At 64.8% G+C, this 12,311-nt stretch carries 10 protein-coding genes; 6 read left to right on the top strand and 4 right to left on the bottom strand.

Going from position 1 to position 12,311, the window contains the following annotated elements; all coding sequences use genetic code 11:
• Positions 1–150: 150 nt before the first annotated feature.
• From Q0897_RS11515 to Q0897_RS11535, 5 genes are read left to right on the top strand one after another with little or no spacing between them, the layout of a single operon-like run.
• The gene (locus Q0897_RS11515) at positions 151–2,076 is read left to right on the top strand and encodes a hypothetical protein (RefSeq protein ID WP_299309594.1); all 1,926 of its coding nucleotides are present in this window, start codon (positions 151–153) and stop codon (positions 2,074–2,076) included.
• Between the two features lie 2 nt (positions 2,077–2,078).
• The gene (locus tag Q0897_RS11520; protein ID WP_299309595.1) at positions 2,079–3,965 is read left to right on the top strand and encodes a glycosyltransferase; all 1,887 of its coding nucleotides are present in this window, start codon (positions 2,079–2,081) and stop codon (positions 3,963–3,965) included.
• Positions 3,962–5,425 carry a hypothetical protein gene (locus Q0897_RS11525; RefSeq protein WP_299309596.1) on the top strand — a complete coding sequence of 488 codons (1,464 nt, stop codon included), beginning with the start codon at positions 3,962–3,964 and terminating at the stop codon, positions 5,423–5,425. The genes Q0897_RS11520 and Q0897_RS11525 overlap by 4 nt, the downstream gene beginning before the upstream one ends.
• Entirely contained in the window at positions 5,425–6,384 is a 960-nt protein-coding gene (locus Q0897_RS11530) for a response regulator (RefSeq protein ID WP_299309597.1), read from the top strand. The genes Q0897_RS11525 and Q0897_RS11530 overlap by 1 nt, the downstream gene beginning before the upstream one ends.
• Positions 6,381–7,187 carry a transporter gene (locus Q0897_RS11535; RefSeq protein ID WP_299309598.1) on the top strand — a complete coding sequence of 269 codons (807 nt, stop codon included), beginning with the start codon at positions 6,381–6,383 and terminating at the stop codon, positions 7,185–7,187. The genes Q0897_RS11530 and Q0897_RS11535 overlap by 4 nt, the downstream gene beginning before the upstream one ends.
• Here Q0897_RS11535 and Q0897_RS11540 read toward each other — a convergent pair.
• Both Q0897_RS11540 and Q0897_RS11545 read right to left on the bottom strand, forming a co-directional pair.
• On the bottom strand, positions 7,184–8,179 hold the full coding sequence (locus Q0897_RS11540; protein ID WP_299309599.1) for a hypothetical protein: 996 nt from the start codon (positions 8,177–8,179) through the stop codon (positions 7,184–7,186). The genes Q0897_RS11535 and Q0897_RS11540 overlap by 4 nt on opposite strands.
• Positions 8,180–8,287: 108 nt before the next feature.
• Positions 8,288–9,190: a hypothetical protein gene (locus Q0897_RS11545; protein WP_299309600.1), complete on the bottom strand. Its 903-nt coding sequence runs from the start codon at positions 9,188–9,190 to the stop codon at positions 8,288–8,290.
• A 185-nt stretch (positions 9,191–9,375) separates the two neighbouring features.
• Here Q0897_RS11545 and Q0897_RS11550 point away from each other — a divergent pair, with 185 nt between their 5' ends.
• Entirely contained in the window at positions 9,376–9,909 is a 534-nt protein-coding gene (locus Q0897_RS11550; RefSeq protein WP_202084998.1) for an adenine phosphoribosyltransferase, read from the top strand.
• Between the two features lie 356 nt (positions 9,910–10,265).
• On the opposite strand, the gene purU is transcribed toward Q0897_RS11550, so the two are convergent.
• Both purU and Q0897_RS11560 read right to left on the bottom strand, forming a co-directional pair.
• Positions 10,266–11,114 carry a formyltetrahydrofolate deformylase gene (gene purU / locus Q0897_RS11555; RefSeq protein WP_299309601.1) on the bottom strand — a complete coding sequence of 283 codons (849 nt, stop codon included), beginning with the start codon at positions 11,112–11,114 and terminating at the stop codon, positions 10,266–10,268.
• A gap of 159 nt (positions 11,115–11,273) precedes the next feature.
• A complete protein-coding gene (locus Q0897_RS11560) occupies positions 11,274–12,233 on the bottom strand; it encodes a fumarylacetoacetate hydrolase family protein (protein WP_299309602.1) in 960 nt (319 codons plus the stop codon).
• Between the last annotated feature and the right edge of the window lie 78 nt (positions 12,234–12,311).

Here is a 12,311-nt window from a genome sequence, read left to right on the forward strand (position 1 = left end):
CACTTCTATCGAAACGCGTCCTCCATTAGAACCGGAACGGAGCAAATAAGAGAGAAATATTAACTATTTGGTCCTATGCTGAATACCAATCAATTCCGGGTTCCGATTGCGGTTTAACGGCCGCAAACCGGCAACTCCCAAGGGTTCGCAATGAAAATCACCACGTCTTTCTGGACCGCCTCCGCGGTTGCCGTTCTGGCATCGACCGTCCTTGCGCAGGGGGCGGCGGAGCAGGCTGCCGCGCCGGCGTTGCAGCGCGCGATGGCGGCGCCGTCCGCGGCGCAGGCGGCGGGATCCGTTTCGCGTTTCATCACGCTGGGCGAGCTTGGCCTGTCCGACGGATTCGAGATGGACGGGCTTTCGGGCACGCGCGAACTCTATTTCCCGATTCCCGCCGGACTGGACATCGACGACATGCGGCTTCGCCTGCGCTACCGGTCCGATGCGGCGTTCGAAAGCCGCCGCGCCGTTGGAATCGAAATCGGCGGCAGGACGCGCTTTACCGCGGCTTTGCCCGATGGGTATTCGGAGGGCGTGATCGACATTCCGCTCTCGCCCGACATGATAGAGGGCGGCTTTCTCGCGGCGCGCATCGTCTATTCCGGCGCGATCACGGAGGATCGCTGCGTCGATCAGCGCGTGTCGGGCGCCTATCTCGCCTTTGACGGGACGGGCGGGCTGTCCGCCCGTTTCGGCAGGGGCGGATTGTCCGATATCGGCGTGCTCGCGGCCGCGATGCCGCGCGCCGTCGATATTGTCCTGCCCCCCAACCCCCGCCCTGCAGAAGCAGCAGCGGCACTCTCGCTTCTGCTTGGCTTTCCCGATGCGAGGCTGGTGGGCGACCGGGATGCGCCGGCCACGGGCGATGCACGCTGGTCCAGCGGCACGGTGCGGATCGCGCGCGGCAATGGGTCCGCGCTGACCGTCGTGGATGGGTCGGACGGTCCGGCGCTGCAGATCGGCGGCGACGATCCGGCGGCGGCGGTCCGCTTTCTGCGCAGCAAGGGACGCACGCTGGCCGCGACGCCTGCGGCCGCGACCGCCGGCCGCACGGCAACAGGCGACGCGCAGACGCTGACCATCGCGGATCTGGGCGCCGATACCACGCCCAAAAGCTTCGCCGAAAGCGCAGAATGGGGCGTTTCGATACCGGCCTCCGCGATCCCGGCGGGGGAGCGTATGACGGGCGCGGAACTCGACGTCGCGGTCGCGGCCGACGGGGGCGCCACCACACCGGTCATCAGCGTGACGATGAACGGCGTGCTCCTCGCCAGTGCAACGGCGGCAATGGACGAGCCGACGCGCATTCCCGTCACCTTCCCGGCCGGCATCGTAGCCTCGCGCAACCGGATGGAAGTGCGCGTCACCCGGCAGACCGCCGGCGGTGATTGCAGGTTCGCGCCGCAGGGATACCCTGCACAGCTCCTCCCCTCCAGCCGCATCGTCACCGCACCTGCGGGTTCGCCAGCGGATTTTTCCGACCTGCCCGCCGCGCTCAATGGCGGGTTCACCGCGGTGCTGCGCGGGCCCGGCGATCTTGGCCCGGTGGCGGCACTCCTCGGCCCGCTCGTCAACGCGGACGCGGACCTTGCCGTGACCTATGGCGAGGTGCCCGACCACGGCCCCGTCGTGTTCGTCGGGACCGACGCGCCCGCGGGCTTCGACCCGGTGGTCCGTTTCGATCAGGGCGCGATCCGGCTCGACAGCCCGGCGGGCGAAACGATCCTCGATTCCGCCGCAATCGCCCGGCATACTACGGTGCAGTTCGGCGAAATGGGCGACCGCACGCTCCTCTGGATCAGGCCGGGCAGCGCCTTCGCAAGCCTTGCACAGAGCGCGGAGCCGGCGGTGCTCGGCTTTGGCAATGTCGCGTTCCTCGACGGGGACCGCATCGACTTCGCATTCAATAGCGAGCGTGAGAGGCTCATCGACATTCGCTATCCGGACCGGTTCTCCGTCTGGCAGTTTTTCGAACGCTATCGGCTCTGGATCATCGGCCTTGGCTGGCTGCTCGTCACGCTGGGCTTCGTCTATCTCTTGCGGCGCGTCCTGTCCTCGTACCGCTCGGACGATTAAGCGTGGCGAGCTTCCTTTCCATCGACAGCTGGACAGGGGATTTCCTTGCCGAACGCGGGCTGGTGACGACGCGCCAGCTTAACGAGGCGAGCGAGCTTGCCGTGCGCTGGGGCTCCAGCCTCGTCGACGTCATGCTGACGAAGAACTGGATCGCGGCGGATGATTATTATGCCGCGCTCGCCGACCGGTTCGGCGTGGCGCTCGTCGATCTCGAACGCGATCCCCCCGCACCCGACCTTCTGAATGAAGGCGATGTCGCCCATTACATGCGCGCGCTGGTCATTCCCTGGCGCGAGGACGGCGGCGTCACGACCATCGTGACCGCACTGCCGGGGCCCGAGGTGATCCTCTATGCGCGGACAGGCTGGGGCGAAAATGTCCGCATTGCCATCGCCTCGAAACAGCAGATACAGCATGCAGTGCAAAACGCCTTTTCAAAGCGGTTCAGCCATGCCGCGGTCTACGATCTTGCCGAACACGATCCCGTCATGTCGGCGCAGACGGTTTTCACCCCGGCACAGATCGTGTGCGCCTGGCTCGGGATAAGCGCCATCGCTGTCGGCCTCGCACTCGCGCCCGTGGCCACGTTGATCGCGGTCAACCTCGTGATGACGGTGTTCTATCTGGGCAATTTCGTGTTCAAGAGCGTGCTGGTCTGGTCCGGCGGGCGGCGTCAACATGCGAGCGAGCGGCAGCTCGAGGCCGCGGTCGCCATGCTGCGCGACGAGGATCTGCCGGTCTATACCGTGCTCGTCCCCATGTTTCGCGAACCCGACGTGCTGCCGATCGTCGCCAATGCTCTGCGCGAGCTCGATTACCCGACCAGCCGGCTCGACATCAAGATCGTGCTGGAGGAAGGCGACCAGGTCACGATCGACGCCGCGACCGCGCTCGGTCTGGAGAGCATATTCGAGATCGTGCTCGTCCCCCCCTCGCAGCCGCAGACGAAGCCCAAGGCGTGCAATTACGCGCTGAAATTCGCGCGGGGCGAATATCTCGTGATCTATGATGCGGAGGACAAGCCCGAGCCCGACCAGCTCAAGAAAGTCGTCGTCACGTTTCAGCGTTCGCCGGCCCACGTCGCCTGCGTGCAATGCCGCCTCAACTATTTCAACCGCGAGGAAAACTGGCTGACCCGGCTGTTCACGCTCGACTATTCCTTATGGTTCGATCTCATGCTGCCGGGCCTGGAAAAGCTGAAGATCCCGATCCCGCTCGGCGGCACGTCGAACCATTTCCGCATGGATGTGCTGCGCGAATTGCGGGCGTGGGATCCCTTCAACGTGACCGAGGATGCCGATCTCGGCATTCGCCTTACGCAGAAGGGTTACGAGGTCCGGCTCGCCGCCTCCACCACGTTCGAGGAGGCGAATGTCTCGCAATCCAACTGGATCCGGCAACGCTCCCGCTGGATCAAGGGGTATATGCAGACGTTCCTCGTGCATACGCGCCGGCCGCTGCATCTCTACCGCACCATCGGCACGCTGGGCATACTGGGCTTCGTGTTCTTCATCGGCGGGACGATGCTTTCGGGCCTGCTGAACCCCGTTTTCTGGGCGATATTCGCGGCTTGGCTCGTGACCGAGATCGGCGCGTTCGATGTGCTATTCCCTCCGGCGCTGCTGTATCTTTCGCTGTTCAACCTGCTGGCGGGCAATGGGTTGTTCGTGTTCATCATGATGCTTGCCCCGTTCCGGCGAAACTGGCTCTCGCTCGTCCCGTTCAGCCTGACGGTCATCTGGTACTGGGTCCTCATGTCCATCGCCGCGTGGAAGGGCGCATGGCAGCTCGTGACCAAGCCGTTCTACTGGGAAAAGACCGAGCATGGCCTGTCGAAACACACCGCCGAGGAAGTGAGCAAGGCGCGCGCGGGACAGCAGGCGGCATGAGCGTATCGCGTTTCGCCCTCCCCGCGGTCCTGTCGCTGCTCATCTGCCTGTTCGTCGCGGCAGTGTTCGCGTTTCACCTGCGCGGCTTCGTATCGGCGAGCGATCTCGACCTTCATGGCCGCACCTTGCTCGGCCTTTCGGGATCGCTGTCCTTCGCCTCCATCGTGACGGCGTTTCCGCCCGTGCCCTACATTGCCGCGGTGATGTTCGGCTATGTCCTTCCCGATGCAGGGACATCCGGGCTTTCGCTGTTGAGCGCGGGCCTTTCGGCGCTGCTTGCGCTGGCGTGGTATCGCGCCTTCACCATCAATGGCCTGTCCCGGTGGGAGGCCGCGGCGGCGAGCGGCGCGCTGCTGTTCAATCCGGTATTCCTGCGCGCGGCGGGCGAGGGGATCGGCTTCGTGATCCTTCACTGGGGCTTCTGGTTCACCGCGCTGGGCGCATTCGGCCTGCGGCGGGGGGAACGGGTCAATGATCTGATGCTGGTGTCGGTCGGGCTGTGCATCATGGCATTCGCGCATCCCTACGGGCTGATCCTCGTCTTCGCGAGCCTGCCTTTCCTTGCGCTGATCATGCCGGCGGATCGGTTGCGCACGGCGCCCGTGGCGCTTTATCTCATCCTGCTTTTCCCGGTCATGTTCGCCCTGCTTTCGTTTCTCTACGTCAACTGGGTCTTCGCGTTCGATCCGCTGTCCTTCGCGCACGCGATCAGCCGGGAGGCCGCCGGCCTGGGCGCCGATCCGTCGGGTCGTGCCATCGCGGCACCATGGCAGGCCGTTGCCCTCGCCGCGGCCGGTCTTTTCGCGGTATGCCCGGCGGCAGTGTCGATGTTTTTCGCAGCGCGCGGGATGGCTCCGCTGCGCTATGCCGTGATGGCGCTGTTTCTCTCGCTGCTCGGCGCGATGGTTCTGGCCTTCGCTTTCGGCATGTTCCCCTCCCCCGCGGTCGCGGCCAGCCTCGGCGTCACGGCGGCGGCATGCTGCGTCGCGCGCTGGCCGCTCAACCGGTTGCGCCGGGTGGAACTGCTGCTCCTGCTCGCAGGTGCGGTCGGCGGGGGGGTGCTGATCCTCGCGGATGGTTCGCCGGAGACAGAGCGGTGGAAAGCCGCCGCATTGCAGCGCCCCGTTCCCGTCGCCGACCCGGAGCTGGTCGGGCTATCCCGCGTGCTTCGCGGCCGGTCGGAGATTCTTTTTGATGCGGAGGCGGCGCCTGCGGTCATCGCCTTGCGCGGGGGGCCGGACGGAATATGGACGAGCGCGGACACGCCCTTCACGCTTGCCTCGCTACGCGGGCGAACCGATGCGCGCATGCTGGTCGTGCGCGACCGGGGATCGGTTTACGGAAGTGACCGGGTGGGCCGTATTTTCCCCGATCTTTATGACGACGGCCATCCCGGTTACGATCTCGTCTACGATGGCCTTCGATGGCGTGTTTACGAAACAAGCGGCGAGGCAGGATAATGGGCACAGGCGAACAGACGAAAATCCTCGTGGTCGACGACGTGCCCGAAAGTGCGTTCATCACGAAGGCGATGCTGACCAAAGGTGGCTTCGACCATGTCGACATCGCGCGCGGTGGGCGCGAAGCGCTGCGCCTGTGCGGGATCGGCGACGATGGCCGTACGGCGGCCTTTGCCCATTCCTATGCGCTGGTCGTGCTCGACATCCGGATGCCCGATATTGACGGGCTGGAGGTCTGCGCGCGGATGCGATTGTCGCGCCATACGCGCCGTCTGCCCATACTAATGCTGACCGCTACGAACGATGCCGAAACGCTGAATCAGGCATTCATGGCAGGCGCGGACGATTTCCTGACCAAGCCGATCAACGATGTCCGTCTGCTGGCCCGCATACGCACGCTCTTGCGGATGCAGCGCGAGCGTGAGCGGCGTGCCCTGCGCGAAGAAGAGCTGCAATTGCAGAACGCCGCGCTCAAGCAGGGACAGATCAGTTTCAGCCTCATCGACCCCGACACCGATCTCCTGCGCGAACGGGCGTTCGATCTCGTCGTGTCCGATTGCCGCCAGCGCGACCGGCCCGCCGCGATCGCTCTCGTGCGGATCGTCGATTTTCCCGGCTTCGTCGAATTGCATGGCCACGATAGCGCGGAGGCGATGGTGCGCGACGTCGCCGGCATGCTGCGGACGATCCCGGCGCCGGTGGGCGTCATGCTGACCGCCTATGGCCCCGGCATGTTCATGGCGATCGAGCCGGGCGCCTCGTCGCCCGGCGTGCTGGACCATTGGGGGGCGCAGGCCGCGCGCGCGATCGCGGAGCGGCGCATCCATCACGGCAATTCGATACAGTCGGGGCATGTCGCCCTGATGATCCGGACGGCCTGGGCGAAACCGGGCGATCTCGGCCCGGCGGCCGATCGCATCATTCACGAAACCAAGACTATGCTAGTGGAGCGCCAATGACCCCCCGAATCTGCATTATCGGGCTGGCCTGCGCCGCCCTGTTCCCTGCCCTGCCCGCCTTTGCGCAGGATGGCGGGGTCGACGCGGCGCCGCCCCCGCCAAGCGACGGGCAGATCATCGCCACGTTCTACTATTCCGACAGCACACGCGGTTTCGGCGCGGATGGCGACACGATCGACATCCCCGATTACGAGAAGATGGAGCTTTTCCTGCTCGCCGAATATCGCGTCACGCCGGACCTCACGCTGGTGGTGAAGCCCAGCTTTCGCAACATCTCGGTCGAGGGCGAGGACGACGACAGCGGGCTTGGCTACACCGATCTGGGTGCGCGTTACCGGTTGATGGGCGACGACGGTGCCTGGCTCGCAGCCGAAGGGGCGGTGCGCATTCCCGGCTTCACGCGCGACGACCGGCTCGCGCAGGTCGGCAACACCGGCACCGAATATGATCTTCGCCTGCGCGGCTTTCACAATATCGCGGCGGGTGCGCATGGTGCTTTCGTCGATGCACAGGCGAGCTACCGCCTTCGCGACGGCGACCCGCCGAACGAATTTCACGCCGATGTGACGCTGGGCTACCGGCCGAGCGCCGAACTGCTCATCATGGCGCAAAGCTTCAACACGATCAGCGATGGCGCGGGACAGGGCATTTTCGATGAATATCGCTATTATAACGTGCAACTGGGCGCGGTGCAGCAGGTGTCGCCGGCGGTCGCGCTCCAGGCCGGCTTGATGGGCACCATTGGTGGCACGAATGCCCTGCGCGAACGTGGTTTCTTCACCGGGGTATGGTTCGCGTTTTAGCGTCCGCGGCGGAGCAGCCGGGCCGCCGGCTTGTTCTGAATGGTGAAGTCGGTGTCGCTTTTCCCGCCCCCGTCGGGATCGCTCAACCACCGCCAGATCAGCGCCGTTTCGATCCCGAAGGCACGCGCCTCGTCCAGCCAGATCGACAGCACGTCGCGCTGCACGGCGAGGTTCGGCGTTCCGGCCCGCTCCTCCGCACTTTCCCACGGGCGCAACGTCGCACCACCGACCGAGCGCAGGCCGATCTCGCCCAGCCATGCCGGTTTCGCATGACGCTCGCTCAACGCGCGCAGCACGCTCAGCTCTGCACGCATCGCCGCCCGCCATGCCCCGCGATCCGAACCCGGTCCCAGAACGGGGTATGACGTCATGGCGATCATATCGAGCCGGTCCCAGAATGCGACCGCTTCCGCCCCCGCGGCATTATGCGCCACATAGGTCAGCCGCCCCGGAAACACATCGCGCAGCCGTTCGATGATGCCGCGCCATTCGGGCCGTCGTGTCGTATGGCGCAGCTCCGTCCCGATGCAGAGGGTCGAGGCGCCCGCCTGCGCCGCCGCCGCGGCATGGGGGCGCAGCGCCGCTTCGTAGGCTGCAAACCATGTGGCCCAGTCTTCCTCGCGAGCGAAGGAAATCGCCCCGGCCCACCGTTCCGGCACCCAGACATGCGGCTTCACCACGACATCGAGCCCGCATTCGCGCGCCTGCGCGATGCCGCGTCGCAAGCCATCGGGGGACAGCGCGCTTCCCGGCACGAGCTGCGGATCGTTCTCCCCCGGCTGCCAGAAAAAGGGGATCAGCGCGACGACGGACGCGCCCGCCTCGGCAAGCTGGCGAAAGCTGCGGAGCGCGGCCGCGCTGCCGAAGGGGGCGGCGGCATCCTCGACAAGGTTCACACCGACCCGCATACCCCCGCTACGTCCCACGATGGACAGCGCGGAGAGGCACGGCGCCGCACATGCCGCCTGCACAAAACCGCGCCGCCCGATCATCCTTGTCCGCAATGCGCCTTTTAGTGTCATGCCCCGCCCGATCCATCGCCTGTCACGATCATGGATAGGCCACGCGCGCGATCATGGCGATAGCCACCCGGCGATGGCTCAAAAACTGTAGCGCGCCCCGATCCGGCCGATGAATTCATTGTCGTCCAGTCCGTTCGCGACATCGTCATTGAGCATCCAGACATCCACCCCGCCATTGACAGACAGCGCCGGCGCCGCCTCGATCGGGCTGATCGCGAGGGTTACGCCGGTGCGGAAAAAACCGAAATCGGGATTGCCGCCATCCACGCCCCTGTAGAAACTGTCCGACAATCCGATCATCAACGGCACCGACACCGTGACCGGCATTTCCGTGCCCACGGTAAAGCTCGGCGTGAGCGATGGCTGCACGTAAAGGGCGTCGTCGCGCAGTGGCTGCCCCTCTTCCTGTACCATGCGCAGCGACGGCGAGAGGGTGAAATTATCGAGCGGGACCCGCCCTTTCCAGAATTGCGTGTCGTCGAAACGCAGGATCATTTCGAAATCGTCGTAATCGGTAAAGGAATCGGCCGGCGAGATATAGCGATACCACGCGAGCGACACGGTGAACCGCTCCCGGAATGTGAGGGCAACGCCGGTATAGATGTCCGCTTCGTACCATCCCGGCACCGGGCCGTCGTTCGCCTGGCCCAGGCCGGGGCCGCCGCTCTGAATGCTGTTCCAGGTGCCGACGAAGGCCGTTACCACGGTGAGCGCCCCGCCCTCCAGCTCCGGCAAAGCAATGCGCGCCGACGCGAAGGGTTGCAGGCTCGGCTCCTCCGAAAATGCCACGCCGCGCGAGATATACTTGCCGACCGCCGTCGCCCCGACGGACCAGGTCACGCGATCCGGGTCCTGCGTCCGTGCCTTCGCCGCGCCGGGCGGAACCGCTTCGGGCGGACGCTCGTCGCCATCGGGAGCCTCGATATCCTGTGCGAACGCGGGAGAACCGGCCGAGGCCGCGGCGATCAGGGCGGCGCCCATGGGAAAAGGGCGAAGATTCGCGGGCAAATTGAAATGTCGCAGCATGGCTTTTCTATAATGGAGCAGGGCGTCCGTCGTTCCGTTCCGGCGGTCGCGCTGGCCAGCGTGCGTGGGATGGGCGCGCTTCGGCTTGCCGCGCCTTGATCGCTCTTTAGCAATTGCGCAAGAGCGGCTAGCGTCGGGCGATGACCGACAATGCCGATCTTCTCGCCCTCGTCCGCGAAATCGCCGACCACCCCAAACCGGGCATCGCCTTTCGCGATATCAGCACGCTGCTGCTCGACGGTGCGGCGTTTCGCACCACGATCGACCGCATGGCGGAACTTTTGAACGGCACGCAGCCGTGCATGCTGGCCGGTATCGAGGCGCGCGGTTTCATTTTTGCCTCCGCGCTTGCCTATCGCATGGGGTGGGGGATGATCATGCTTCGCAAGCCGGGAAAGCTGCCAGGTACGCGCCTGTCGATCGAATACGAGCTGGAATACGGGAGCGATACGCTCGAAATGCATGACGATGCGTGCGTTCCCGACACACCCGTCGTGCTGGTCGACGATCTGCTGGCCACCGGGGGAACCGCGCTGGCGGCGGCGCGCCTGCTCCGCGATGCGGGTGCGCGAGTCGAGCAGGCGCTCTTCGCGATCGATCTCGTCGACCTTGGCGGCGGGGACCGTCTGCGCGAAGAAAATATCGCGGTGCGCTCGCTCATAAATATCGGTTAACGACGGGTTTTCGCACCCACTGTCCCAAGAAGGGACTGCGCTCTGCTGCAGTAGCGTTTGACATCACCCCTCCGCTTTGGGGATGTTAAGACATCACCTGACCAGAGCATGATGCGCGATGTCGCTTTTGGCGAAATTCCGCGACACGGATGCAAAGCGGTGAGATTGTCGACCATATTCAACGATTGTCGGGGGGCACTCTTGAAACACCATTCCAGAAAACGCGCGTTGCGTCGGTTTCGGCGCAAGCATTCGGAACTTTTCATCTTTCTGATTTCAGCCGTGGTCTTCGCGGCCTGCTATTACGTTATTCTGAATTAAGCGTTGCCGCCGCGACGGCCCGCCCGCCAACGCGTCTAAAAAACCACGGTCCTGAAGCCATTGAGGAAGACACGGTCCTCAAGATGCGCGCGGACCGCGCGGGCGAGCACGCGCCGTTCGACATCGCGCCCCTTGGCCACCAGCATGTCGGGCGTATCGGAATGGGTTACGGCTTCGACATCCTGGTGAATGATGGGGCCTTCGTCGAGATCGGCGGTCACGTAATGGGCCGTCGCGCCGATCATCTTCACGCCGCGATCATGCGCCTGATGGTAGGGCTTCGCACCCTTGAATCCCGGCAGGAAGCTGTGATGGATATTGATGCACCGGCCTGAGAGAAAGCGCGCGAAATCGTCCGAAAGGATCTGCATGTAACGCGCCAGCACCACCAGCTCGGCGCCCGTATCCGCGATCACCTGCTTGACCTGCGCTTCCTGCCGCGGCTTGGTCTCGGCCGTGATCGGGAAATGATAATACGGAATATCGCCAATCAGCGACAGGGTCAGCGCGTTGCGCGGATGGTTGGACACGATGGCGACCACATCCATCGACAGCTCACCAATCCTGTGCCGGTAGAGGAGATCGGCCAGGCAATGGTCGAATTTCGACACCATCAACACGACCTTGCGCCGTACCGCCGTGTCGCGAAGCGTCCAGCGCGCCGCCATCGATTGGGCCGACCCCGCGAAATCGTCCCGGTAGGTGTCCAGCGTCGCGGCGCCGGGATCGAACTGAACCCGCATGAAGAACTGCCCGGTCGCGGCATCGTTATAATGCTGCGCCTCGGTGATGTTCCCGCCCTTTTCGGCGAGGAAGCCGGCAACCTTCGCGACAAGACCAGCACGATCGTCACAGGTCAGGTTCAGAACAAATCTTGGTGCCAATGCGTCTCTCCCGCTCCGTCCCATACGCAAGGGCCGCGATGCCCCGGTGACGCGCTATAGGCGAAAATCCGTACGGGCGAAGGCAAAACCGCAAGCGCCGGCGCGAACGAAGGCGCACGCCTGCCGTGGTTGGCAAACGCGCGCCGTCATTCCCGGCGATCAGCGCTGGACGACCGTCTGCTCGATCATTCCGAAGGGGTACGTACCATCTGCCCGCCGCCCCGCCATGCGGACGCGGTCGCCAAAGCGCATGAACGGCGTTTCGGGCAGGCCGTTTTCGATCATCTCGATGGCGCGACGCTCCGAAATACAGCTTGAACCGACCTTGGCGTAATCCGGGCTCGACACGGTGCCCGATCCGATGATGGTGCCGGCCACCAGATCGCGCGTGCGGGCGGCGTGGGCGACGAGTTCATGGAAGCCGAACGCCATTTCGCGCCCGTTGGCCGCGCCGAAACGCGCGCCATTCCATTCGACGTCAAGGTCGAGACATACCCGCCCGTCGCGCCAGTCCTCACCCAGTTCATCAGGCGTGACGGCGATCGGCGCCATGGAACAGGCAGGCTTGGCCTGCACCCAGCCAAAGCCTGTCTTCATCTCGATCGGGGCGATCGTGCGCAGGGACCAGTCGTTGATCTGCACGATCAGGCGGATGTGCTTCATTGCGTCGGCGGCGCTCGTTCCCATGGGCACGGCATCGACGATCACGCCGAACTCGCCCTCGAAATCGATGCCATCTTCCTCCGACGGGAAGGGAATGTCGTCATTCGGGCCGTAGAAACGATCGGACATCCCCTGATACATCAGGGGCCGGTCGCTTTCGATCGGATCGAGGCCGAACGCGATCTGCATCAGCTTGCCATGCTGATCGAAGGCCGAACCATCGAGCCATTGCCAGCTGCGCGGCATCGGCGCGCGCAGTGTCCCCGTTGCCATGCCCTCCCCTGCGGCGAGCCGGGCCGCGGCGTCGCCAAGCGCCGGCTGACCCGCGGTCCAGTCCGCCATGAGCGTAAGGAGATTCGGCGCGCCGGCCCCGACCTCCATCATGCGCGCACCATCGGCAGAGACAAGCACCAACGCACCATCGGACGTATTGTTATCGAGCGTCGCGAGCCTCATGCTTCCAACTCCGGTTCGAACCTGCCGTCGATGAGGACGAAGCAGATGCGGCAGTTGCTGTCGGTGCGATTGGCCCAT

The sequence above is a fragment of the uncultured Croceicoccus sp. genome (genome assembly GCF_947496385.1).
Classification (GTDB): domain Bacteria; phylum Pseudomonadota; class Alphaproteobacteria; order Sphingomonadales; family Sphingomonadaceae; genus Croceicoccus.

Excerpts from the sequence above, each read along its gene's own strand:
- Q0897_RS11515 (WP_299309594.1), top strand. The coding sequence starts at position 151 with ATGAAAATCACCACGTCTTTCTGGACCGCCTCCGCGGTTGCCGTTCTG.
- Q0897_RS11525 (WP_299309596.1), top strand. The coding sequence starts at position 3,962 with ATGAGCGTATCGCGTTTCGCCCTCCCCGCGGTCCTGTCGCTGCTCATC.
- Q0897_RS11530 (WP_299309597.1), top strand. The coding sequence starts at position 5,425 with ATGGGCACAGGCGAACAGACGAAAATCCTCGTGGTCGACGACGTGCCC.
- Q0897_RS11535 (WP_299309598.1), top strand. The coding sequence starts at position 6,381 with ATGACCCCCCGAATCTGCATTATCGGGCTGGCCTGCGCCGCCCTGTTC.
- Q0897_RS11540 (WP_299309599.1), bottom strand. The coding sequence starts at position 8,179 with ATGATCGGGCGGCGCGGTTTTGTGCAGGCGGCATGTGCGGCGCCGTGC.
- Q0897_RS11545 (WP_299309600.1), bottom strand. The coding sequence starts at position 9,190 with ATGGGCGCCGCCCTGATCGCCGCGGCCTCGGCCGGTTCTCCCGCGTTC.
- Q0897_RS11550 (WP_202084998.1), top strand. The coding sequence starts at position 9,376 with ATGACCGACAATGCCGATCTTCTCGCCCTCGTCCGCGAAATCGCCGAC.
- Q0897_RS11560 (WP_299309602.1), bottom strand. The coding sequence starts at position 12,233 with ATGAGGCTCGCGACGCTCGATAACAATACGTCCGATGGTGCGTTGGTG.